This window comes from Micromonospora sp. CPCC 205554, assembly GCF_036902745.1.
Classification (GTDB): Bacteria; Actinomycetota; Actinomycetes; order Mycobacteriales; family Micromonosporaceae; genus Micromonospora; species Micromonospora tulbaghiae.
The window spans coordinates 122,777-145,831 of record NZ_JBAKHP010000007.1 but is presented as its reverse complement, the minus strand read 5'-3'; the positions used below and the strand labels follow the sequence as shown (position 1 = coordinate 145,831).

Below are 23,055 nucleotides of genomic sequence, written 5' to 3'. Positions count from 1 at the left end.
ATCGACTGCGCGTCCACGGAGAGAGTCTCACCGCCATCGGCGTGCGCTACGGCGTGACGAGGCAAGCGATCCGGGCGGTGCTCCGCCGTAACGGAGTACCACCGCGTCGCACGGGCACGTTGACGGACGCCCAACGAAACGAGGTCCTGCACAGGTTTCTCGGTGGAGCGTCGCTCAACCAGATCGCCGCCGATTTCGGTGTCACCGCACCGGCGGTACGTGGCCTGCTCACGCGCGACCGCGAACATCTGGTCGCGCTCCGCAGCTTCCTGGGATGTGACAACAGCATCTCGGCGACCAGTCCAACCCACGGTTCCTGCCAGTTCTCCGTACGTTCACAGCGACTGGCAGACCGGCTCATCGAGTTGGGTCGATACCAAGAGACCGTCGACGAGCGGCTCGTCGGATCACGCGACTTCTGGCGGGGCATCGTCGACGGTGACGGCTCCCTCGGCATCTACCAGCGCCCCGCCCCGAGCACTCGGTCACTCACCCAGTTCAGAGTGGTGGGACGGTGGCACGTGCTCGAGGCCTTCGTGGCGTTCCTGGAGCGCAACGGCATCCTCGGATTGTCGGTGCGCCCGCACCGCAGCATCTTCAACGTGGGGACCACGTGCGGGCCGGCGGAGCGGATCGCGAGGTTGCTCTACGAGGATGCCGTGCCGGCTCTGGCCCGTAAGGCGGAGATCGCTGCGCGGATGATCGCCCGGCAGCGCGCAGCAACCTGACCTGAGCGGCGTCAGCCGAGCAGCGGGAACCATCCGGCTGCCTCGCCCAGTTCCAGCCGGTCCCGGTCGGTGAGCGGCACCCGCCCGGCGGCCTTCAGCAGGTAGTCGTGGTCGTCCCAGCCGGCCGGCCGCACCGCGTCGTCGCTGAGCAGTCCGTCCATCGTGGTCACCGCGACCCGCGTCGGGTTCGCCGCCGGCCGCGGCGCGTCCGGTAGATCCACCACCAGGTCCAGGTGGTGGATGACCGCCTCGGTGGTCAGGGTGGCGAGCAGATGGGGTACGCGCAGCACGTGGCCCTGCGTGGTCACGTACCCGTCGGGGTCGGCGGCGGTGGCCGCGCGGACGGCGGCGGGCGCGGTGTCGGCCCAGAGGCGGACCACGCCGGTGGGCCGGTCGAAGGCGGCGGCGGAGCGGCGGGCCCACCAGGCGTGGCCTGTGCCCGCGTCGTCGTCGCCGGGGGCGAACGCACGCCAGTAGCTGACGTCGTCCACGTCGGCCGGCCCCAGAGCGGGGCTGGCCAGGGCGACGAGCGCGCGCTGGGCGTCGCAGAGCACGTGGAAGAGCAGGTCGGCGACGAGCCAGCCGCGGCAGCGGGTGGGTCGTTGCAGGCCGGCGTCGTCGAGCGGGGTGACCACGGCGGTGATGCCGTCGTACGCCTGGGCCAGCGCCTCGTGCTGCCGGATCGGGCTCATGCCGAGCAGCCTGCCACGGTGTGGCAGGTGCGGCACGCCGACGAGCGCGCCGGGTCGATGCGGTGCACCGGCCCGGCGTGCGCGTGGTCGGCGGTCAGTCGAACAGTTCGCCGAGGAAGCCGTGCTTCTTCTTCCGGCGGTAGTGGCCGTGGTAGCCGTAGTGCTGCTGCTGGCTGTGGCCGTACGCGGGCTGCGCGTAGCCGTGGCCGGGCGGCGGCGGAGGAGGGGGCGGGGGGACGGCGCCGTAGCCGGGCTGGTGCGGCGCGGCGGGCGGGGGCGGCGGGGGTGGCGGGTAGCCGGCACCGGCCGGCGCGGCCTGCTGCGGGGCGCCGCCGTGCTGCCGGTTCCAGTTGGCCTCGGCCTCGAACAGCTTCTCGAGCTCGCCGCGATCGAGGAAGATGCCCCGGCATTCGCCGCACTGGTCGATGACTACTCCGCTGCGCTCGTACTGGCGCATCTCTCCGCGGCACTTAGGACAGGTCATCTGCATGACAACGACGGTACCGGGTGTTTTCACGCGGTGGCGGTCAGCGCCCGCGTCACCTCGTCGTCGGAAACCTCGTGGAAGTCCTCGTAGTACGCGCCGACGGCGGTGAAGTCGTGCGGGAGTTGGCTGCTCACGACCGTGTCGGCTTCGGCGGCGAGCATGTCGTACGCCTGCTCGGAGCCGACCGGGACGGCGACCAGGACGCGGGCGGCGCCGAGGTGGCGGGCGACCTGGACGGCGGCGCGTGCGGTGGCGCCGGTGGCGAGTCCGTCGTCCACGATGACGGCGGTGCGGCCGGTGAGGTCGAGCGGTGGTCGGCCGCCGCGGTAGCGCTGTTCGCGGCGTTCCAGTTCGGCCTGTTCGCGGCGGCGGACCTGGGCCCTGTCGTTGTCGCTGATCCGGCCGGCGACCATCTCGTTGAGGACCTGGACGCCGCCGGGGCCGAGTGCGCCGTACGCGACCTCGGGTGCCCAGGGCACGCCGAGTTTGCGGACGACGAGCACGTCCAGTGGTGCGCCGAGCCGGTCGGCGACCACCCGGGCGACGGGTACGCCGCCGCGGACCAGGCCGAGAACGATGACGTCGGGCCGGCCGGCGAGGTCGGTGAGGCGTTCGGCGAGTTCGCGTCCCGCCTCGGCCCGGTCGCGGTAGGTGGTCATCTCTCAGGTGTACGCCTTCCGGCCGGATCGCGCGGGGCGGTTGCCGGGAATGCCGCCGGGTCGTCCGGTCGGGTGAGCGCCAGCGCGGGGGCGAGGACGAGCAGGGCGGCCGGGTAGAGCAGGTACCCGAAGCGGGTGGAGGGCATCAGCAGGATCGCGGCGAGCAGCCCGTACCCGCAGATGAGGGCGGTGGCGGCGGCGGTGCCGGGCGGGCGGCGCAGCAGCCGGACGGCGATGGCCAGTCCGGCGGCGACGAGCAGCGCGGCGGCGACGGCGCGGCCGGCGGGGAGTGTCTCGGCGATGAGGTGCCCGGGGAACGGTGACTGGGCGGGGCTGGTGACGAGGCCGTGGCCGAGGGGGAAGCGCAGCACGTTCTCGACGAGGGCGTCGCGGTCGACGAGCAGCACCGGGACGAGCGCGAGGACGGGCAGGCCGATGGCGCCGAGGGCGGTGCGGAGTGCGGCCCGGCGGGTGGCGGCCCAGAAGATCAGGACGACGGCGACCGGCCAGGCGAAGAGTTTCAGGGCGCCGGCGGCGCCGACGGCGAGGCCGGCCCGGCCGGGTCGTCCGGCGGCGGCGAGCGCGAGGGCGAGGAGGCAGAGCGCGAGTACGGGAAGGTCGTCGCCGCCGGTGGCCAGGGTGAGCGCGCAGACGGGCAGGACGGTGGCGGCCTGGACGGCGCGCAGGACGGCGGCGTCGCGGCGTGCCGCGGCCGGGCTGCCGCTTGCGCGCAGCGTGGCGACGAGGGCGACGAGGGTGAGCGCGGTGACCAGGGCGAACCAGACGCGGGAGTCGGTCCACCAGGCGTCGACGGCGGCTCGGGGCAGCCCGAACAGCGCCATGCCGGGCTGGTAGGGGGTGTAGCCGAGGAGTTGTTCGCCGGGGGGCAGGGCGGCGATGGCGTCGGGTCCGAGGTAGGGGGTGCCGTGCTCGGCGAGGCGGGCGCCGGCGTGTTCGACCACGATCACCTCCTCCTGGGCGCGGTCGGTGCGTCCACCGGCGCGTTCGATGCTCTGCGTGACGATCGGCAGCAGCGCGGTGGCGGCCCAGGTCAGACCGGCGACGGTCCACCGCGCGGGCAGGCCGGCCAGGGGGGTGCCGGGGTGGGGGCGACGGGCGAACAGTTGGGTGGTCGCCGCGAGCGTGGCGAGCGCGTACCCGATGGTGGCGACGGTGCCCCAGGCGCGGTGCGGCGGGAGGGTGGAGGTGGCGGCGGTGATCGCGGCGAAGACGGTGGCGGCGGCGTAGAGGCCCAGGTCCAGGGCGAGGCCGCCGGCGGCGGTGTCGAGTGCCGACCAGCGGCGGGAGACGGGGGTTGCCGGGTCGGCGTGGGCGGTCACGCGGGCCAGTGTGGCAGACCGGCGGGGTGGCCGAGCCGGGTCAGGGCTGCCGGGCGTCGGTGGCGGCGGGGGGCGACGGGCGGGTGCGGCCGGTGCGGCGGCCGGGGAGGCGGATGACGGCGCCGGCGTCGTGCAGCGCGGGTGCGAGCGCGCCGGTCCGGCCGCCGTGGCCGCGCTGGAGGGCGGCGAGCAGCGCGGCGGCGGGCAGCGGCCGGGCGAACAGGTGGCCCTGGCCGGCGGCGCAGCCGAGTTCCCAGAGCGCGCGGCGTTGCGGTTCGCTCTCCACGCCCTCGGCGACGACGGTGAGGTCGAGGCTGCGGCCGAGGTCGAGGGTGGAGCGGATCACGGCGGCGGCTTCGGGGGCGGTCTCCATGGCGCCGACGAAGCTGCGGTCGATCTTCAGTTCGTGTACGGGGATGCGGGAGAGCAGGGAGAGCGACGAGTAGCCGGTGCCGAAGTCGTCGAGTGCCAGCCGGACGCCGGAGTCACGCAGGCGGCTGAGTACGCGGTCGACCACGTCGAGCTGGCTGAGCGTGAGCGTCTCGGTCAGTTCCAGCACAAGCCGGTCCGGCGGGAGGTCGTGGGCGCGCAGCCGGGCCAGCACGGCGCCGGGGAAGCGTGCGTCGAGCAGGCTGCGCGGCGACACGTTCACCGAGACGGGCAGGTCGAAGCCGGCGTCGCGCCAGGAGCCGGCGGCGATGAGTGCCTGGTCGAGGATCGCCTCGGCGAACGCGGGGAGCAGCCCGGAGCGTTCCACCGCTTCGAGGAAGCGCAGCGGGTCGATGAGCCCGTGGGTGGGGTGGTGCCAGCGGGCCAGGGCTTCGGCGCCGATCACTTCGCCGCCGGCCAGGTCGACGATGGGCTGGAAGTTGACAGTGAACTCGTGGTCGGCGACGGCGCGGGGCAGTTCGCCGCCGAGGGTGAGCCGGCTCAGGTCGGCCGTGTCGCGGGCCGGTGCGTAGGTGGCGACGCGCTGGCCGGCGCGTTTTGCCTGGTACATGGCCACGTCGGCGCGGCGCAGCAGTTCCGGCATGCCGCCGGTGGCGGGGGCGACGGCGATGCCGCCGCTGGCCTCCACGCTGATCCGCATGCCGTCGAGGTCGAGCGGGTCGTGCAGTGCCGCGAGCAGGGCCTCGGCGCGGTGGGCGGCGACGGCCGGGGCGGGCAGGCCCCGCAGGAGGACGGCGAACTCGTCGCCGCCGAGCCGGGCGACCAGGTCGTTGGGGTTCGCGGCGTCGCGCAGCCGTTCGGCGACCTGGATCAGTACCCGGTCACCGGCGCCGTGCCCGAGGGTGTCGTTGACCTCCTTGAAGTGGTTGAGGTCGATCAGGACCAGGGCGGTGACGCCGTCGGCGTGCCGGGTGGTGAGCTGGGCGCTGCCCTCGTCGAGCAGGTGCCGCCGGTTGGACAGGCCGGTGAGGGCGTCGTGGGTGGCGGCGTAGGCGTGGTCCTCGGCGATGCGGGCGAGTTCGGCGTACGCCTGCGCGTTGCGGACCGCGGTGCAGAGGGCGGAGGCGAAGGTACGCAGGGTGTACTGCTCGCGTTCGGAAAGCTCGACCGGGCCGGCGAACCGCAGTCGCAGCACGCCGACGTCGTCGGTGCGGTCGTGGCCCTCCAGCGGGACCGGCATGACCTGACCGTCGACGGCGCTGGGCTGGGGGGCCGTTCCGTCGTACGCGATGTCGGTGCCGTTGCCCCGGACGGTGCGTCCGCCGTCGCGCAGCTCGATCTCGACCTCGTCGGCGGAGAAGAGTTCGCTGGCCTCGGTGACCGCGGTGGTGAGCACCTGGTCGAGGTCGACCACGTTGAGGGCGTCGGTGGCGCGGGCCAGGCGCTGCCACGCCTGCTGCTCGGTGCGGGTGCGGATCCGGGCGGAGTAGGCCAGGTGCAGGCTGAGGACGAGCGGTGGCACGGCGAGCAGCAATCGGGGGTCTGCCCGCAGGATGAGTACTGTGCACGCGGCGACGAGGAAGCGGACCGCGAACCCGGCGACCCGCAGGTCGAGGTCGGTACGGAACTGGCGGACGATGGGTGTCCCGGACGCGAGTGCGATGACCGGCATGGCCAGGAGATCATCGAGTAGTGCCGCTACCAGGTAGACGATGGCCAGGGTGCCTATGAGGCCACCTATCGACGGCGACTCACCCGGCCAGTCGAGGAGCGACGCGACGGCCACCGTGCCGCCTGCGATCAGCACGTTCTTCCCGATTCCGAAGGCTGACTTGATCGCCGGCAGACGCAGGATGATCGAGGACGCAGCGACACCCAGCACGGTGCTGGCGACGACCCAGGAGGCCGGTGCGATCGCTACACCCATCACCACAGCTGTTTCCACCCAGGCGATGGAGTGCGTGGTGGAGCGGACCCGGATCGACGCTTTGACGACACCGCCCAGCGTGATCATGAAGATGAGCGTGGCGAAGGTCCCGATATCCCGGACCGAATCGGGAAGAGTCCGGGGCAGGGAGGCGATGGCGCCGACCACCACGCCTGACGCGAGAACGACGATGAGACCGACGAGCGTCAGCAGGCGTCGATCGGTCCCAGCATCGCGTCGTCCGGCGGTGCGACTCATGCAGCTCCCAGGGCTGAGAGGCTGACGCACGTGCTGGTGGGTTGCCAGCGGCGTGACCAAGAGCTTACCGCGAGGAGTTTCTCGGCGAAAAGTGCCGCATTTTCAGTGCCACTCGCTACCGCGCATCGCCGAACTCCTTTCCTGCTCTTTTCGAAGCCTTTACGGCGGGGCAAAACCTCGAAAGGAGCCTAGGAGAGGAAAGGTCCTGGTTAGAAGACATAAATGTCGCTATGCGCAATATCAGCTAAGTCTGTGCTAATTAATGACGTTCTGTCCATCGTGGTGATGCAGAGCGAAGTCACCAGCATCCTGCCGGTGCTTGCCCGGTTGCGGATTGCAACCAAGGTCGACCGCACCACGTGTGATGCTGTCAGCCTGGGTGACCCTTAGACGGGAATACAACCGTCGGGCGGCGCAGCTTTCATGCCTCAATGGCCGCATCGGTGGCGCCCCTGCTCCTCGGTAGCCGGTCAGCGACGGCCCGCAGTGAAGACTAGGATTTGGACTAGCGTAATTGAGTTCGCGAAATCCGGAGTCGGACGGCGTGAAGATTCGGGTCCTCGGCGGCCTGGCGGCGTACTACGAGGGCGGCTCGGTGCACCTCGGTACCCCGAAGCAGCAGCTTGTCCTGGGGATGCTCGCCGTTCATGCGGGTCGGCTCGTGACGCTCGACAAGCTGGTGGACGAGCTGTGGCCAGACTCGCCTCCTCGGTCGGCCGTGCCTAACGTGCGCACATATGCGGCCAACCTCAGACGGACGTTCGTGGATGCCGGCGGAGAAGCGATGGTCGTTCGCCGACCGGGCGGATACCAACTGTTGATCAGCCCGGACGCCGTTGACCTGGCCCGGATCGAGCGTCAGATCGCCCACGCGCGTGCCTTGGCCGACGAAGGCCACGCAAGCGCCGCAATCCGTGTGCTCACCGATGCCGTCGACAACTGGTCGGGTTCACTTCTTCCCGGGCTGCCGCTGGGGCCCGTGTTGTCCGCCCGCCGCGAAGTGGCCGAGCGGGAATACGAGGCTGCGCTGGTGCTCCTGGCCGGCTTCCACCTGAGCTCTGGGCAACCGGAGGATGCCATCCGGCTTCTTCGACCCCATGCCGCCCGTCAACCCACCCGGGAAGGGCTTCAGACGGTTCTCATGGAAGCTCTGCTTGCCAGTGAGGACTCGGCCGGTGCGGCTGCCGTCTACCGGTCCACGCGTGCGGCGCTGGATGAAGAATTGGGCGTGCGGCCGGGTCCGCGGCTGGACGAGCTGCATCGAAAGGCACTCGAGACCGGTCGACGACTGCCGCACTCGCCTGACCTGTCGGCGTCCAGCAGCCCTCGGGCGGCACCTTCCGTAAGTTGGCTTCCTCGGCCGACAACCGATTTCGTCGGCCGCCAGGACGTGCTGGACCGGCTGCTGCGCGAAATCATGAGGCGTTCTGAGCAGGCGGCCGTCGTCCAGGTGATCGACGGGATGGCAGGCTGCGGCAAGACGACTCTCGCAGTCCGGTTGGCCGAGATGTTGCGAACGCAGCATCCGGATGGCCAGTTGTTCGTCGACCTGCGAGGGCACGGAGAAACTGCTGCTCTGGAACCGCAGGCGGTGCTGTTGACCCTGCTTCGGCAGTTGGGCGTGCCTCCAGGGCGGGTGCCGACCGACTTCGAGGATCGAGCCGATCTCTGGCGCCGTGAGTTGGCACAACGCAGGACGGTGCTGGTCTTGGACAACGCGGCAAGCGTTGAGCAGGTGCTCCCGCTGTTGCCCGAAGGCGTGGGAACCGTGGTGCTGATAACCACGCGGTCGAGGCTGCTCGCAACCGAACTTGGAGTTCCGGAGTCACTGGAAGTCCTGACCCCCGCCGAGGCCGTCGCCCTGCTTGCCTCCACTGCTGGTGCAGACCGGGTGCGAGCAGAGGAGGAGGCGGCAGACGAGGTGGTACGCCGCTGCGGCTATCTTCCCCTGGCCATACGGCTTGCCGGAGCACGGTTGGCGCACCGCCCGAGTTGGCTGGTTGCAGATCTGGCGGCTCGACTCGCCGATGAGCGCGGTCGGCTAGGCCAGATCGCAGTAGGTGACCGGACGTTGGTCGACGCATTCTCGACCTCCTATGAACCGCTCGATGAGCGAAGCCGGCAGGTGTTCCGGCTTCTCGCGCTCCATCCCGGCGACGATCTCAGTTCACCGATGGCGGCGGCGGTGGTCAATCTCCCGCTTCCCGAGACCGAGCGGGTTCTTGACGACTTGGTCGATCGCCATCTGCTCGAGGAGAAGGCGAACGGGCGCTATCGGTTGCACGACCTGGTTCGCGAGTACGCCAGTGAGCTCTCGCGGCGCATCGATCCCCCGCGGGTCCTAAGGGAGGCGACGGACCGCCTTCTCGAGCTGTGTCTTCACGCAGCACTGTCCGTGGCGGCGGAGCTGGAGCCGCGTCTGATGGGGAGCGAACTGGCCGCCGAACCACCTTCCCGCCCGGATCTGGTCGCGGCGATCAGCCCGGACATAGAGTGGCTGGAACGCGAACGGACTACCCTTACCGCTCTCGTCGCGTACGCCACGGAAATAGGTAGCGACGAGTTCTCCTGGCGGCTGGCGCGCTCGCTTTGGCGCTTCTTCTACATAAGAACGTACTTCGATGACATGCTGTCGACCCACCGGTGTGGTTTGCGCTCAGCCCAGCGTCTCGGTGATCGAGAGGCGACCGCCCAGATGCAGAACTACCTCGCCTCCGCCTACGTGCGAACCGGTGACTATCCCGCAGCGACCAAGCTGGTGGAATCAGCGGTTGAGATCTATGAGGAGTTGGGCGACACGCGTAAGGCGGCTCGCTTCCGTGCCAATCTTACGGTCGTCTACTGGTTGACCGGGCAACTAGAGGCGGCAGCGCAATTGGGCGCGTATCTACGACGGGAGGTTTTGCTGGGTCGCCATGCCTGGATTGACCTCGTGCTACCGAATCACGGCATCGCGCTGGCAGCAATCGGTAGGTACCAGGAGGCGTTGCAACTTCATCGACTGCACCTGTTCCTGGCGAGATCCGCATCAGACCAATTTCAATTGCTCAATGCTCTGGGGCACATCGGTATGGTCAGGTCGAGGATGGGGGAATTCGAACCTGCTGTTCGGATCATGGAAGCTTCGCTGCGGCTACGGGATCGGACCGGCCATCGTTACGGCGAGCCGGAGCTTCGGGTGGATCTCGGCATCGCCCTACGCGAGCTCGAGCGGCTGGACGAGGCTCGTCATCAGCACGAAACGGCCTTGCGGTTGGCGCTCGACAACGGTGAACGCCACGCTCAGTGCGCCGCTTTGAACGAGCTCGGAACGACCGCCGGGGCCCAGGGAGATCCACAGGAAGCGATCCGCCTGCATGAGCAGGCTCTGAAGTTGGCCACCCGTATCGCACACCCGCAGGAACAAGGCCGTGCTCTGGCTCGGCTCGGTAGCCTCCTAGTGGACAAGGATCCGGGCGAAGCGCGCCGGCTGTGGCAGAGGGCGCTGGCGATCTTCGAGCGAATCGGTGGGCCGGAACAGCAGCGCGTCCGCGCTCTGCTCCTCGGCATGAGCCACTGAACCGGCTTATCGATTTCTTATCGCGGCGTTCGTTAGCGTCCCCGGTATCGGCCACGGGGTGGGTTCACCGCCAGAGCGGACCCGGCCGGACGAGGCCCCCACCGCCAGTTCCCCCCAGCGAATCGGCGGTGGGCAGGTGAGGGAGGAGCGTCGTGCATCGGCACCCGACACGACGCTCCTCCCCGCCGCAGGCCGGGGCGCCCGCAGCGTCGTACCCGGCGGATAGGGTCGGGCCGTGACCGAACCCGCGCAGCTCACCCACGTCGACCCGGCCGGTGCGGCCCGGATGGTCGACGTCTCCGCCAAGCCGGTCTCGGGCCGGCTCGCGGTCGCCGCCGGCCGCCTCCGCACCACCGCCGAGGTGGTGGACCTGCTGCGCCGCGACGGCCTGCCCAAGGGCGACGCGCTCGCCGTCGGCCGGCTCGCCGGCATCATGGGCGCCAAGCGCACTCCCGACCTGATCCCGCTGTGCCACCCGATCGCGCTGCACGGCGTCACCGTCGACCTGGAGCTCACCGCCGACACGGTGGAGATCACCGCCACCGCGAAGACCGCCGACCGCACGGGCGTGGAGATGGAGGCACTGACCGCGGTGGCGGTCGCCGGCCTCGCCCTGGTCGACATGGTGAAGGCGGTCGACCCGGCCGCGTCGGTGGACGCCGTGCGGGTGCTCCGCAAGGAGGGCGGCAAGACCGGCGAGTGGGTCCGGCCGGAGGACCGGCCGTGATCCGGGCCCGGGTGATCGTGGCGTCCAACCGGGCCGCCGCCGGGGTGTACGAGGACACCAGCGGCCCGCTGCTCGTGACCGGGCTGCGCGAGCTGGGGTGCGAGGTCGACGCTCCGGTGGTGGTGCCGGACGGCGAACCGGTCGGCGACGCCCTGCGCGCGGCCCGCGCCGACGGCGTCGACGTGGTGCTGACCAGCGGTGGCACCGGCATCACCCCGACCGATCGCACGCCCGACGTGACGCGCGCGCTGCTCGACTACGAGATCCCCGGCATCGCCGAGGCGATCCGCGCGCACAGCCGTGACACCGTGCCGACGGCGGCGTTGTCCCGCGGGCTGGCCGGGGTGACCGGCCGGACGCTCGTGGTCAACCTGCCCGGTTCGCGCGGCGGCGCCCGCGACGGCCTGGCGGTGCTCGGGCCGATCCTGCGGCACGCCGTCGACCAGCTTCGCGGCGGCGACCACTGAACCCGCGAGGCGCGTGCCCCGGCGCTAGGCTCGCCGGATGAGCACGGAAACCGAAGCCGCCGCGGCCGAGGCGGGCACGCCACCCCCGGCCGGGTGGGAGGAGGCCCGCTCCCGGGTGTACGCGGTGGGCCTGTCCGCCGCGCTTCCCGCGGTCGCCCGTCCGCTGGCCGAGGCCGACGGGCACACCCTGGCCGAGCCGCTGACCACGCGTACCGACCTGCCCGCGTTCCCCACCTCCAGCGTGGACGGCTGGGCGGTGCGCGGCCCGGGTCCGTGGCGGGTGGTCGGACGGGTGCTCGCCGGGCACACCGCACCTGCGCTGGAAGCCGACGGCAGCACCGTGGAGATCGCCACCGGTGCGATGGTTCCCGAGGGCACGACCGCGATCCTGCGGATCGAGGAGTCGACGCGTACGGCGGACGGCCTGGTGTCCGGCACGCCCCGCCCGGCGCCGGAGTGGCGGGAGCCGGGCGAGGAGGCGTACCTCGGGGAGGAACTGTTGCCCGCCGGCACGCCCGTGGACCCGGCGGTGATCGGCCTGGCCGCCTCCTGCGGGCTCGACACGCTGCGGGTCCGCCGCCCGCCCCGCGCCGCGCTGCTGGTCTTCGGCGACGAACTGCTCACCTCCGGTCCGCCCGGCGCGGGCCGGGTCCGGGACGCGCTCGGCCCGTCGGTGCCGGCCTGGCTGCGCCGCTACGGCTGCCAGGTGCGCGCGGCCGACGTGGTCGGCCCGGTCGCCGACACGCTGCCCGCGCACGTGGCGGCGCTGCGGGGCGCGCTCGCCAACGCGGACCTGGTCTGCACCACCGGCGGCACCATGCACGGCCCGGTCGACCACCTGCACCCGACGCTGGAGGCGCTCGGCGCCGACTACGTGGTGAACACCGTGGCGGTGCGTCCCGGTTTCCCGATGCTGCTCGCCCGGCTGGTGGACGGCGACGGGCGGGTGCGGTTCGTGGCCGGCCTGCCCGGCAACCCGCAGTCAGCGGTGGTGGCGCTCGTGTCGCTCGTGGCGCCCCTGCTCGCCGGTCTCACCGGACGGCCGATGCCGGTGCTGCCGCACGTGACACTCGCCGAGCCGATTCCCGGGCGCGGCGACTACACCCATCTGGCGCTGGCCCGCTGGGACCGCGTCGCCGGCACCGCGTTCCCCGTGCGGCACGTCGGCTCGGCGATGCTGCGCGGGCTGGCCGGCGCGGACGGGTTCGCGGTGATCCGGCCCGGCGCCAGCGGCGCGGCCGGCGACCGGGTGCCGCTCGTGCCGCTGCCGCTGACCCCCGGGGAGCGATTCGGTTGAGCGCGACGAACGAGCCGACGGGAGACGTCGTGACAGTGGAAGCAGGCGTGGTGCTCGGCGCGGTGACCGACCGGCCGCTCGACCTGGCCGCGCACGAGGCGGCGGTCGCCGACCGCCGGGCCGGCGCGGTGGTGTCCTTCCAGGGCGTGGTCCGCGACCACGACCACGGGCGGGGGGTCACCCGGCTGGAGTACGAGGGCCACCCCACCGCCGAGGCGGTGCTGCGCGAGGTGGCGGCCGAGATCGCGGCCGACCCGCAGGTGTACGCGGTGGCGGTGTCGCACCGGATCGGCCCGCTGGAGATCGGGGACGTGGCACTGGTGGCGGCGGTCAGCACGGCCCACCGGGCGGCCGCGTTCGCCGCCTGCGCACGCCTGGTCGACGAGGTGAAGGCGCGGCTGCCGATCTGGAAGCGCCAGGTCTTCGACGACGGCACCGAGGAGTGGGTGAACTGCCCCTGAACCGTCCGCTCAGCGCCGGGCGGCCAGCGCGGCGGTGCGGGCCAGCCGCTCGTGGTAGAACGCCGGCTCGGCGCCAGGACGCCACGGCAGCGCCGCGACGAGCACGATCAGCGCGATGGCCAGGGAATTCTCCATCAACGCCCCGAACAGGCCGTCCTGGTAGTGGGACACCTCGGGGAGCTGGTGCTCGTACGGCCAGATCGGTGAGATCAGGAACAGCAGGTAGAGCCCGAGCGCGCCGACGCCGTGGCGGAGCCCGGTCAGCGTCGGGTACCAGATCGGCGGGCGCAGTGCCGGCACGCCGTTGGCCGACGGGCCGCCGGTGCCGCGTGGCGGCAGGCCGCGGCTGGCTTCGCGGCGGCGTACCGCGGCGTCGGCCAGCACGATGATCGCCGGGATGACCCAGATCAGGTGGTGCGACCAGGAGATCGGGCTGATCACGTTGGCGGTGAGCCCGACCAGCGTGAACGCGGTCAGCTCGTCGCCGTCGGCGCGGGCGCTCATCGCCCGGGACAGGCCCAGCGCGAGGATCAGCACCGAGAACGCCAGCCAGAGCAGGCCGGGCGTCTCGATCGAGTCGTAGAGCCGCGCCAGCAGACCGGCGAGGGACTGGTTGGCGGTCATGTCCGCCGCGCCGACCCGCTCGGTCTGCCACAGCACGCCGGTGAAGTACGCGCGGGACTCCTCACCGAGTACGCCGAACGTCACGACGGTCACGCCGATCGCGGTGCCGACGGCGGTGAGCGCGGCCCGCCACTGCCGGGTGAGCATCAGGTAGGCCACGAACAGCGCCGGGGTGAGCTTGACCGCTGTGGCGAGCCCGATGCCCACACCGGCCCAGGCGCCGCTGTAGACGAACCGGGCCAGGGGCGAATCGGCCGTCTCGTAGTGGGTGCCCCGCTTGGCCCGCCAGCGCAGGCCCACCATGTCCGCCATGATCAGCACGAAGAGCAGCAGGTTGACCTGCCCGTAGCCGAGCGTCTCCCGGGACGGCTCGATGGCGACCGCGAGCGGGGTGGCGATGCCGACGGTGAACCAGAGCGGCCAGCCGAGGCGGTCCACGATGGGCCGTAGCAGCGCGGCGAGGACGACAGCGAGCGCGCCGATGCTGGCGAGCGCGTTGACGAAACCGGCGCCGTCGACCGGCAGCCAGGACATCGGCAGCATGACCAGGGCGGCGAACGGCGGGTAGGTGAAGCCCAGCGTGGTCGAGGGCGCGACGAAGTCGTACAGCTCGTTGCCGCCGGCCCACCACAGCACCGCGCCGTGGTAGATCTTCATGTCGAAGAAGTTGTACGGCCGTCCGAAAGCGCCGATGGCGAGCCACGCGGCGTACGACACGGCGGCGACGACGCCGAGACGCACCACGATCCGGCGGTCGACGCGGGAGGTCGGGGCGAGGCGGTTGGTCCGTCTACCGACTGTCGCCGGCATGGCGTGGCCACCCCCGTACCAAGGTCGTCGTACCCGTCCAGGTCCAGAACGGAGCCTAGAACGGCGCCTCACGTTGCTGCCTCCCGCGTTACGCGACCGTGTCCGATCCCACACGTGTTTTTGACATTTCCACCGCGTTAACGGGTCTCGGACGGTTCAGGTGATTGGTGGCCTTGCGGGGGGTGGTGGCCGTACGAAAACGCTTGTCAGCCGGGCATGCGGCGGGCGGTCGACGCGGAGCGTACGGCGATCTTCGCCTCGCGCCGCGCGGTGCGGACCGCGCGCTTGACCGACCGGCGTGAGTGGTCGATCCGGTGGCCGGCGCGCCAGCGCAGGCCCGGCTTGCCCTCGGTGTCGGCGGCGGCGAGGAGGAGGCCACCGAGCAGGCCGAGGTTCTTCAGGAAGTGGATCTGGTTGTTGTTGCGGGCGGCCGGGTCGTCGTTGTTCCAGAAGGCGTGACCGGCGGCGGTGGTCGGGATCAGCGTGGCCGCGAGCACCAGCGCGGCCGGACGGGTGAACCGGCCGGTGGCGAACATCAGGCCGCCGACGAGCTGGGTGGCCGCGTTGGCCCGGATCAGCGAGACCGTGTCGGTGGGGATGCGGGGGTGCACGTTCTGGATCAGCGGGGCGACCTTCCCGGTGACCGGTTCCGCGGCCTGCACCAGGCGTTCCGGATTGCGCAGGTTGCGGGCGCCGCTGACCACGAAGATGCCGCTCAACATGACTCGGGCGAGGGAGCGCACGGGCTTCATGGCTCAGTCTTACCCCGTCGAGGGCGTCGTCATCCCCGCAACACACGAAAGGTATCGGCCGACGTGGACGTCCGAACGGTATCGATTTCAGCGACCGTCGCGGATGGACCGGTTGCGTTCGGTAAGGTCGCGCGGGTGACGACGCTGCGACTACGCCCGGAGGGCCCGGCCGACGAGGCGCCGGTGGCCCGGGTGCTGGCCGCCGCCTTCGCTCGCCCCGACGTGGCCACCCCACCGGAGGTCGGCCTGGTAGAGGAGTTGCGGCACAGCCCGGCGTGGATCCCGGAGCTGGCCATGGTCGCCGAATACGGCGGCGAGGTGGTGGCGTACGCGCTGCTCACGCGCGTCGGCGTACGCACCGAACGCGGCACCTGGCCGGCGCTGGCCCTCGGTCCGGTGGCGGTGGCGCGGCACCGGCAGCGGCTGGGGCACGGCACGGCGGCGGTGCAGGCGGCGCTGGACGCGGCAGCCGAGCTGGGCGAGCGGCTGGTGGTGGTGCTGGGGGATCCGGCGTACTACCGGCGGTTCGGGTTCGGCCCGGCGGACCGACTCGGCCTGACCAGTCCCTGGTCCGGGCTGGGTGAGCCGTGGCAGGCGCTGGTGCTGCCGCCGTCGGCGAGCGGAGAGCCGCCACCGCCGGCGGGCGAGGTGGTCTTCCCGCCGCCGTGGTCGCGGGTCTGAGCGGCCCGAACGGCCTCAGCGGCCCGAACGGTCAGGCGGGCTGGGTGCGCAGGTAGCGGCCGAAGTGCGGCACCGTGAACGCCACGGTCCCCCGCTCGCCGGAGTAGATCAGCCCCTTCTTGATCAGCGCGTCCCGGGCCGGGGAGAGGCTGGCCGGTTTGCGGCCGAGCGCGCGGGCGATCTCGGCGGTCGGCACCGCCGCGTCCATGTCGTCCCGGCCGCCCTCCTCGCCGTCGACCAGCGCCAGCGTGGCCATCGCGCGCATGTACTCGCGTTCGGCGGGCGTGGCCCGCTCGAACCGGGAGCCGAAGAACCCCACCGCCAGCTCGGCCTCCGCCTCGGGAGCGGCGACCCGGACGTCCGCCGCTGTGATCGGGGAGCGGGGCGCGTGGTCCCAGGTGGCCTTGCCGTACGCCTGGACGAAGTAGGGATAGCCGCCGGACTTCTCGTAGAGCAGGTCGAGGGCCTTCTGCTCGTACTCGACCTCCTCCCGCTCGGCCGGCGCGCAGAGCGCCTGGTCGGCGGCGATCCGGTCGAGCCGGTCGATGCGCTGGTAGCGGTAGAGCCGCTCGGAGTACGACTTGGCGGCGCTGAGGACGGCCGGCAGGTGCGGCAACCCCGCGCCCACGACGATGAGCGGCGCGCCGAGCTGGGACAGCTCGTGGCAGGCGGCGCAGAGCGCGGAGACGTCCTCGGCGCCGACGTCCTGCATCTCGTCGATGAAGACGGCGATGCCGGTGCCGACGTCGGTGGCGACCGCCGCCGCGTCGCTGAGCAGTTCGACCAGGTCGATCTCGATGTCGCCGGAGTCGGCGCGCCCGCTGCTCGCGGGCACGTCGATGCCGGGCTGCCAGCGGTCGCGCAGCTTTGGTGCCGCGCCGCCGCGCCCGGTGGGTGCGGAGCGTTGCGCGAACGCCTTGAGTACGCCGAGGAACGCGTCGATCCGGTCCGGGGCGCGGTGCCGGGGCGCCAGTTCGCGGACCGCCATGTGCAGCGCGGCGGCGATCGGCCGGCGCAGCGACTGGTCCGGCCGGGCCTCGATCTTGCCGGTGCCCCAGAGGTGGTTGATCGCCTCGGAGCGCAGCGTGTTGAGCAGGACCGTCTTGCCCACTCCTCGCAGGCCGGTGAGCATCAGGCTGCGTTCGGGGCGGCCGCGGGCGATCCGTTCCAGCACCACGTCGAAGACGTCCAGTTCCCGCCCCCGCCCGGCGAGTTCGGGCGGGCGCTGGCCGGCGCCCGGTGCGTACGGGTTGCGGACCGGATCCACGAATCGCACAGTATCGGGTTCTCTAGCGACCAGGCTAGATGTGCGTAGAGGCGGCTACCGCGTGTCGGCGTCGACACAAAACTAGGGCTGTCTAGCGTGGATGCTAGACAGCCCTAGTTTTGGCTACCGGTCCTCACGCGCCGCGCCCGGCGGCCCTGTCGGCGCTCAGCGGCGCTTCAGGCAGAGCACGAAGTCGAGTGTGTCCAGCTCGCTGTCGAAGAAGTACCAGTCGGTGTAGCCGGCCACCTTCCCGCACTTCGCCTCCGCGTCCTTCTTGCCGCTCGTCGCGCCGTCGATGCGGCGCAGCACCTCGTACGTCTTCGGGGCACAGTCGGCGATCACCAGCTTCGGCTGACCGCCACCACCCTCGTTGGCGACACACTGGCCCGCCTTGACGAAGCGCGGATCGGTCGAGGAGGCCGGGGCCGCCGTCGTGGGCGTCGTGTCGGCCGGCTCGCTCGGCGGCGCCTCACTCGGATCCGCGGCCGGCGGGGTGGCAGCGGTCGTGCCGCCGGTCGGGGTCTGCTCGTCCCGGCCCAGCAGCCAGTACGCCCCGGCGCCGCCCAGCAGCAGCACCGCCAGCACGATCACGACCACCAGCAACGGGCCCTTCCCGCGCTTCGGCGGGGGCGTCGGCTCGGCGTACGGCGGCTGGCCACCGCCGTACTGCGGCCCGGCGTAGGGGTCGCCCGGGTGGCCCTGCTGCGGCGGCCCGGGGGACCAGGCCGGACCCGGCTCGTAGCGCTGCGTCGGCGGCCCGTACTGCTGCGTGGGCGGACCGTACTGATCGGCGGGCGGCCCGTACGGCCGCGCGCCCGGCGGCGGGCCGTACTGCGGGTCGGGCTGCGGGGCGTAACGCGGGTCGCCCTGCGGTGCGTAGCGGGGGTCGGGCTGCGGGGCGTAGCCGTCGTCGGGCCGTCCCCAGGGCTCGGGAGAGCCGCCGCCCGGTGGACCGAAGTTCGACATGAACGCCTCCTGCGTACGCCAGTGCTGAGAGGCCGGCCACCAACTGGGGACGCCGACGCCGTGGTCACCGTAGCGTGGTCCCACGATGAGCTCACGCCCCACGAGTGCGACGAACGTCGTCGATTCCGCGACGCCGCCGGCCCGCACCGCGCTGATCTGGACCGCCCTCGTGCTGGTCTACCTGCTCTGGGGCTCGACCTACCTGGGCATCCGGGTCGCTGTCGAGTCCCTGCCGCCACTCATCTCGGCGGCGATGCGGTTCGCCGCCGCAGCGGTGGTGCTCGCCGTGGTGCTGCGCCTGCGGCGCGGACCCGGTGCCCTGCGGGTGCCCGCGCGCCGCGTCGGCTCCGCCGCGCTCGTCGGCGTGCTGCTGCTGGCCGGCGGCAACGGTCTGGTGGTGCTCGCCGAGTCCGGCCCGGCCGGGACCGCCGTACCCTCCGGTGTCGCCGCGCTGCTCGTCGCCACGGTGCCGCTGCTCGTGGTGCTGCTGCGGACGGCAGGCGGGGACCGGCCCCGGCCGTGGACGTTCCTCGGGGTGGCGCTCGGCTTCGCCGGCCTGATCCTGCTCGTGCTGCCCCGCGACGGGGTGGACGGCGTGCCGGTGGCCGGCGCGCTCACGGTGGTCGCCGCGGCGGCGAGCTGGTCGGTCGGCTCGTACCTGTCCGGGAAGATCCTGATGCCCGCCGACCCGTTCGTCGCCACCGTCTACGAGATGGTCGCCGGCGCGGCGGTGCTCGCGCTCGTCGGCGTGGCCCGTGGCGAGTTGCGCGGATTCTCCTTCGCCGACGTGACCGGGCGGTCCTGGGCGGCCATGGCCTACCTGATGGTGGCCGGTTCGCTCGTCGCGTTCACCGCGTACGTCTGGCTGCTCGCCCACGCGCCGATCTCCCTGGTCTCCACGTACGCGTACGTGAACCCGGTGGTCGCGGTGGCGCTCGGCGCGTTGTTCGTCGCGGAACCGATCACCTCGCAGGTGCTGATGGGCGGCGCGGTCATCGTGGTCGGCGTGGCGGTGGTGGTCAGCACCGAGCGACCCCGCCGGTCCCCGCCACCAGCCGTCGACGGGGCATCCGCGGAGCCGGCCGGGCGGTAGCGTCCCGGCCCGTGTCGGCACTGCTGGTGACTGGGGTCGCGCTTCTCGGCACGGCGGCCGGGTGGGCGGCCGTCCCGGTCGGCCGGTCGTTCGTCACAGTTCCCGCCGGCGGTGCCCCGCGCCGGAGCGCGTTCGCCCTGCTCGGTGCTGTGGTGTTCGGCGGGCTCGCCGCCGCCCGGGGCGGCGAGCCGGCGCTGCCCGCGCTGCTGCCGGTCGCCGCCGCCGGGCTGGTCCTCGCGGTCACCGACGTGGCAGCGCTGCGGCTGCCCGACCCGCTCGTCGGCGTGGTCGCGCTCGGCGGAGGGCTCGGCCTGATCGCTGCCACGGCGGCGACCGGTGAACCGCGCCGCCTGGTCGTCGCGGTGGCCGGAGCCGCGCTCTCCTTCATCGGGTACGCGCTGCTGGCACTGCTGCCCCGCGCCCGGCTCGGCTTCGGCGACGTGAAGCTCGCCGCCGCGCTCGGGTTGCCGCTGGGCTGGCTCGGCTGGCCGGCGCTGCGACTCGGGCTGCTCCTGCCGCACATGCTCGCCGGAGCAGCGGTGCTCGTCCTGTTCGCCGCCGGCCGGGTACGCCGGGACACGCCGGTGCCGTTCGGCCCGGCGCTGCTCGGCGGCGCATGGCTCGCCGCCGTCCTCACCTGAGAGGTGCCGTCAGATCAGCCGGAGCTGGTGGTCCTTCGGGCGGCGGGGTTCGGTCGAGTCCAGACGCTCGAACAGCGCCGGGTCGATCACGTCGAGGAACGGCGACGGGCGGGTGTCGCGTTCCGCGCCGTGCCGGGCGCGGCGGCCCGCGCGGCTGACGTAGAGCCGGTCCTGTGCCCGGGTCAGCCCGACGAAGAACAGCCGGCGCTCCTCGGCCACCGCGTCGTCGTCCGGCTCGGAGCCGGGCCAGCGCAGCGGCAGCAGGCCGTCCTCGGCGCCGACCAGGAACACCACCGGGAACTCCAGGCCCTTCGCGGCGTGCAGCGTGAGCAGCGTGACCGCCTCGGCGCGAGGGTCGAGCGCGTCCACCTCCGCGCCGGTGGCGAGCTGGTTGAGGAACAGGTCGAGATCGTCGCCGCAGCGCCGGGCCAGCGGGGTGAGCAGGTCCACCGCGGTGCGGACGTCCTCGGGGCGTACCGCGCCGGAGCCGTCGAGCGTCGGCACCGCGAAGCGCTCGGCCAGGATCTGCCCGGCCTGGCGTACCCGGGCGGCGAGCGAGCCGTCCAGACCGGCGTGGCGCAGCTCGCGGGCGATGGCCGGCACGCCGGGACGATCGCGCAGCCGGTCGTGCGAGCGCTTCTGCACCGGGATGTTGGCCCGGGCCAGCGCGTCCACGATCGGCGCGGCCTGCGCGTCGGTGCGGTACAGCACCGCGATGTCGGAGAAGGACAGCGAGGTGGCCCGTCCGTCGATCCGCCCCGAGTCGAGCGAGCGGTGGGACAGGCCGCCGACCAGCTCGTCCACGGTACGGACCACGAAGTCGGCCTCGTCGTGGGCGGAACTCGCCGCGTACCGGCCGACCAGCGGCGCCTCCGGGTCGAGCCGGGCCGGGTCGAGACGCCGGCCCCGCACCAGCGACGACGGCGCGATGGCCTGCACGGCGGCGGCCAGGATCGGCGCCGAGGAGCGGTAGTTGCGGTTCAGCCGGACCAGCCGCGCGTCGGTGAAGTCCTGCGAGAAGCGCAGGAAGTAGCCCACGTCGGCGCCCCGGAACGAGTAGATCGCCTGATCCGGGTCACCGATCGCGCACAGGTTGCCGTCCGGCGGGCTGAGCAGCCGCAGCAGCTCGTACTGCACCGCGTCGACGTCCTGGTACTCGTCGACGAAGATCCACTTCCACCGCTCGCGGTACTCGCGGACCAGCTTCCGGTCGCCCTTCAGCAGCGACACCGGCAGCGTCAGCAGCTCGTCCAGGTCGACCAGGTCCCGCTTGCGCAGCAGCGCCGTGTACCGCTCGTCGTCGTCGCCGGCCTCGGCGCGCGCCGCCGCCCGGTCCGCGTCGTCGGCGATCCGGAAGTCCGCCGGCAGCCCGGCCGCCGCCGCGTTCTCCCGCAGCACGGTCAGGCCCAGCGAGTGGAACGTGCCGACTGTGACGTCCTCGGCGACCGGGCCGAGCAGCCCGTCCAGCCGGTGCCGCAGCTCCTCGGCCGCCCGCCGGGTGAACGTGATCGCCAGGCACTGATCAGGGAAGACGTTCAGCTCCGCGCACAGGTACGCGATCCGGTGGGTCAGCGTCCGGGTCTTGCCGGTGCCCGGACCGGCCACGATGAGCAGCGGGCCGCCCGGCGCCGAGGCGGCCACCCGCTGCATCGCGTCCAGCCGGTCCAGCAGACCGGTGCCGACCTCCTCCATCCCGGCGAGCATCGGCTCGAACGGCTCGTGCGGGGACGGCGGCGGCGCGATCGGGGGCGCGGGCGGCGGCGTCCGCTTCGGCTCCGGCCGGGCCGCCGCCGGGCGCTTGGCCTTCGGCTTCGGCGCCGGCTCCGCGGGCCGCCGCTGCGCGGGCACCGGTACGTCGAACAGCGTCTCCTGCCCGGCCCGGGCACCCGAGGCGCCCAGTTCCGCCGGGTCGAACAGCGTGATCACGCCGTACTCGCCGTCGTAGCCCGGCACCCGGCGCACCTCGCCGCGGCGCAGCCGGCCGATGCCCTCCGCGAGCAGCTCGCCGCCGACGCGGCCGATCTCGGAGATCGGCGTACGCGTCAGGATCTCCAGCTCCGGGCCGAGCGCGGCGATCAGCTCGTTGAGCTTGCCCTCGACCTTCTTCGACCGCGCGCCGACCTGGTTCAGCTCACCCAGGATCTCGGCCAGCGGCACCAGGTGGGCCACCTCGCGGGCGTGCGCCGGACGGTGCCCCGCCGGGCGGTCCGCCAGCTCCTCGACCCGGCTGAGTACGCCCACCGTCAGCGGCTTGCCGCACTCCGGGCAGCGTCCGCCCGCCTCGCGGGTCCGCTCCGGCGACCAGTTCACGCCGCACAGGCGGTGCCCGTCGGCGTGGTACTTGCCCTCCTCCGGGAAGAACTCCACGGTACCCGCCAGCCCGTCGCCGGTACGCAGCGCCTCGCGGATGGCGAAGTAGTCGCGGGCGGCCGTCAGGACCGTGGCCTCCCGGGCCAGCGCGGGCGGCGAGTGCGCGTCCGAGTTCGACACCAGCTGGTAGCGGTCCAGGCTGCTGACCCGCCAGTTCATCTCCGGGTCGGACGACAGGCCGGTCTCCACCGCGAAGATGTGCTCGGCCAGGTCGGCGTAGCAGTCGGCGATCGCGTCGAAGCCGGACTTCGAGCCGAGCGCGGAGAACCAGGGCGTCCAGATGTGCGCGGGCACCAGGTAGCCGTCCGGGCTCGCCTCCAGCGTGATCTCCAGCAGGTCGCGGGAGTCCAGCCCGAGGATCGGCCGTCCGTCCGAGCCGAGGTTGCCGATCCGGCCCAGCGCGGTGTTGAACCGGGCCACCGCGTCCAGGTCCGGCAGGTAGATCAGGTGGTGCACCTTGCGCGTGCGGTCGTCGCGCTTGTAGATCGTGGAGATCTCCACGCTCAGCATGTACCGGACCGGGTCCGCCTCCGCCTCACTGGCGAGCCGGGGCGGCAGCCGCCGGGCGACGTCCCGCTCCGCGTCGGGCGAGAGCCGGTACAGGCCCGGCTCGGCCGGGTGCAGCGTCTCGCGCAGGTGGTCGTACCAGGCGGGGTGGGTGAAGTCGCCGGTGCCGAGCACGCCGATGCCCTTACGCCGGGCCCACCAGGCCAGGTTCGGCAGGGTCAGGTCGCGGCTGCACGCGCGGGAGTACTTCGAGTGGATGTGCAGATCCGCGACGTACGGCGGGAGGCCACCGGGGGGTGCGGCGCTGAACGGAGGCACGCCGCATCCTGTCACGTCCGGTCCCCCGCCCGCC

The 23,055-nt window shown here is 72.5% G+C and carries 19 protein-coding genes; 9 read left to right on the top strand and 10 right to left on the bottom strand.

Features of this window, described 5'->3' with window-relative positions:
• The first annotated feature begins 119 nt into the window (after positions 1–119).
• Positions 120–728, top strand: coding sequence for a hypothetical protein (locus tag V6U82_RS12515; protein WP_334460995.1), 609 nt, complete (start codon positions 120–122; stop codon positions 726–728).
• Between the two features lie 11 nt (positions 729–739).
• On the opposite strand, the gene V6U82_RS12510 is transcribed toward V6U82_RS12515, so the two are convergent.
• The 5 genes from V6U82_RS12510 to V6U82_RS12490 form a co-directional block, all read right to left on the bottom strand.
• Positions 740–1,420: a maleylpyruvate isomerase N-terminal domain-containing protein gene (locus tag V6U82_RS12510; RefSeq protein WP_334460994.1), complete on the bottom strand. Its 681-nt coding sequence runs from the start codon at positions 1,418–1,420 to the stop codon at positions 740–742.
• Between the two features lie 94 nt (positions 1,421–1,514).
• The gene (locus V6U82_RS12505; protein WP_334460993.1) at positions 1,515–1,910 is read right to left on the bottom strand and encodes a TFIIB-type zinc ribbon-containing protein; all 396 of its coding nucleotides are present in this window, start codon (positions 1,908–1,910) and stop codon (positions 1,515–1,517) included.
• A 23-nt stretch (positions 1,911–1,933) separates the two neighbouring features.
• The gene (locus V6U82_RS12500; RefSeq protein WP_334460992.1) at positions 1,934–2,566 is read right to left on the bottom strand and encodes a phosphoribosyltransferase; all 633 of its coding nucleotides are present in this window, start codon (positions 2,564–2,566) and stop codon (positions 1,934–1,936) included.
• A complete protein-coding gene (locus V6U82_RS12495) occupies positions 2,563–3,906 on the bottom strand; it encodes a glycosyltransferase 87 family protein (protein WP_334460991.1) in 1,344 nt (447 codons plus the stop codon). The genes V6U82_RS12500 and V6U82_RS12495 overlap by 4 nt, the downstream gene beginning before the upstream one ends.
• A gap of 40 nt (positions 3,907–3,946) precedes the next feature.
• Positions 3,947–6,481: a putative bifunctional diguanylate cyclase/phosphodiesterase gene (locus V6U82_RS12490; RefSeq protein ID WP_334460990.1), complete on the bottom strand. Its 2,535-nt coding sequence runs from the start codon at positions 6,479–6,481 to the stop codon at positions 3,947–3,949.
• Between the two features lie 544 nt (positions 6,482–7,025).
• Here V6U82_RS12490 and V6U82_RS12485 point away from each other — a divergent pair.
• The 5 genes from V6U82_RS12485 to V6U82_RS12465 all read left to right on the top strand — a co-directional run bounded on the left by V6U82_RS12485 (position 7,026) and on the right by V6U82_RS12465 (position 12,992).
• The gene (locus V6U82_RS12485; RefSeq protein WP_128137949.1) at positions 7,026–10,040 is read left to right on the top strand and encodes an AfsR/SARP family transcriptional regulator; all 3,015 of its coding nucleotides are present in this window, start codon (positions 7,026–7,028) and stop codon (positions 10,038–10,040) included.
• A gap of 235 nt (positions 10,041–10,275) precedes the next feature.
• A complete protein-coding gene (moaC, locus tag V6U82_RS12480) occupies positions 10,276–10,767 on the top strand; it encodes a cyclic pyranopterin monophosphate synthase MoaC (protein WP_252451841.1) in 492 nt (163 codons plus the stop codon).
• Positions 10,764–11,234 carry a MogA/MoaB family molybdenum cofactor biosynthesis protein gene (locus tag V6U82_RS12475; RefSeq protein WP_013477514.1) on the top strand — a complete coding sequence of 157 codons (471 nt, stop codon included), beginning with the start codon at positions 10,764–10,766 and terminating at the stop codon, positions 11,232–11,234. Before moaC ends, V6U82_RS12475 begins: the two co-directional genes overlap by 4 nt.
• A gap of 37 nt (positions 11,235–11,271) precedes the next feature.
• A complete protein-coding gene (locus V6U82_RS12470; RefSeq protein WP_334460989.1) occupies positions 11,272–12,531 on the top strand; it encodes a molybdopterin molybdotransferase MoeA in 1,260 nt (419 codons plus the stop codon).
• A gap of 35 nt (positions 12,532–12,566) precedes the next feature.
• Complete coding sequence (locus tag V6U82_RS12465; RefSeq protein WP_334461080.1) at positions 12,567–12,992, top strand: molybdenum cofactor biosynthesis protein MoaE; 426 nt, start codon at positions 12,567–12,569, stop codon at positions 12,990–12,992.
• A gap of 9 nt (positions 12,993–13,001) precedes the next feature.
• Here V6U82_RS12465 and V6U82_RS12460 read toward each other — a convergent pair whose 3' ends face one another.
• Together V6U82_RS12460 and V6U82_RS12455 are read right to left on the bottom strand one after the other, a co-directional pair.
• On the bottom strand, positions 13,002–14,426 hold the full coding sequence (locus V6U82_RS12460; protein ID WP_128138268.1) for a glycosyltransferase 87 family protein: 1,425 nt from the start codon (positions 14,424–14,426) through the stop codon (positions 13,002–13,004).
• A gap of 206 nt (positions 14,427–14,632) precedes the next feature.
• Positions 14,633–15,178 carry a DoxX family protein gene (locus V6U82_RS12455; RefSeq protein ID WP_120572551.1) on the bottom strand — a complete coding sequence of 182 codons (546 nt, stop codon included), beginning with the start codon at positions 15,176–15,178 and terminating at the stop codon, positions 14,633–14,635.
• A 135-nt stretch (positions 15,179–15,313) separates the two neighbouring features.
• On the opposite strand from V6U82_RS12455, the gene V6U82_RS12450 reads away from it, so the two are divergent.
• Positions 15,314–15,859: a GNAT family N-acetyltransferase gene (locus V6U82_RS12450; RefSeq protein ID WP_334460988.1), complete on the top strand. Its 546-nt coding sequence runs from the start codon at positions 15,314–15,316 to the stop codon at positions 15,857–15,859.
• A 31-nt stretch (positions 15,860–15,890) separates the two neighbouring features.
• Here V6U82_RS12450 and V6U82_RS12445 read toward each other — a convergent pair whose 3' ends face one another.
• Both V6U82_RS12445 and V6U82_RS12440 read right to left on the bottom strand, forming a co-directional pair.
• A complete protein-coding gene (locus tag V6U82_RS12445; protein ID WP_120572553.1) occupies positions 15,891–17,126 on the bottom strand; it encodes an ATP-binding protein in 1,236 nt (411 codons plus the stop codon).
• A gap of 165 nt (positions 17,127–17,291) precedes the next feature.
• Complete coding sequence (locus tag V6U82_RS12440) at positions 17,292–18,092, bottom strand: LppU/SCO3897 family protein (protein ID WP_334460987.1); 801 nt, start codon at positions 18,090–18,092, stop codon at positions 17,292–17,294.
• An 85-nt stretch (positions 18,093–18,177) separates the two neighbouring features.
• Here V6U82_RS12440 and V6U82_RS12435 point away from each other — a divergent pair, with 85 nt between their 5' ends.
• A complete protein-coding gene (locus tag V6U82_RS12435; RefSeq protein ID WP_334460986.1) occupies positions 18,178–19,185 on the top strand; it encodes an EamA family transporter in 1,008 nt (335 codons plus the stop codon).
• A gap of 11 nt (positions 19,186–19,196) precedes the next feature.
• Positions 19,197–19,826, top strand: a complete 630-nt coding sequence (locus V6U82_RS12430) for an A24 family peptidase (protein WP_334460985.1) — start codon at positions 19,197–19,199, stop codon at positions 19,824–19,826.
• Between the two features lie 9 nt (positions 19,827–19,835).
• Here V6U82_RS12430 and V6U82_RS12425 read toward each other — a convergent pair whose 3' ends face one another.
• The gene (locus V6U82_RS12425; protein ID WP_334460984.1) at positions 19,836–23,021 is read right to left on the bottom strand and encodes a UvrD-helicase domain-containing protein; all 3,186 of its coding nucleotides are present in this window, start codon (positions 23,019–23,021) and stop codon (positions 19,836–19,838) included.
• Positions 23,022–23,055: the final 34 nt, after the last annotated feature.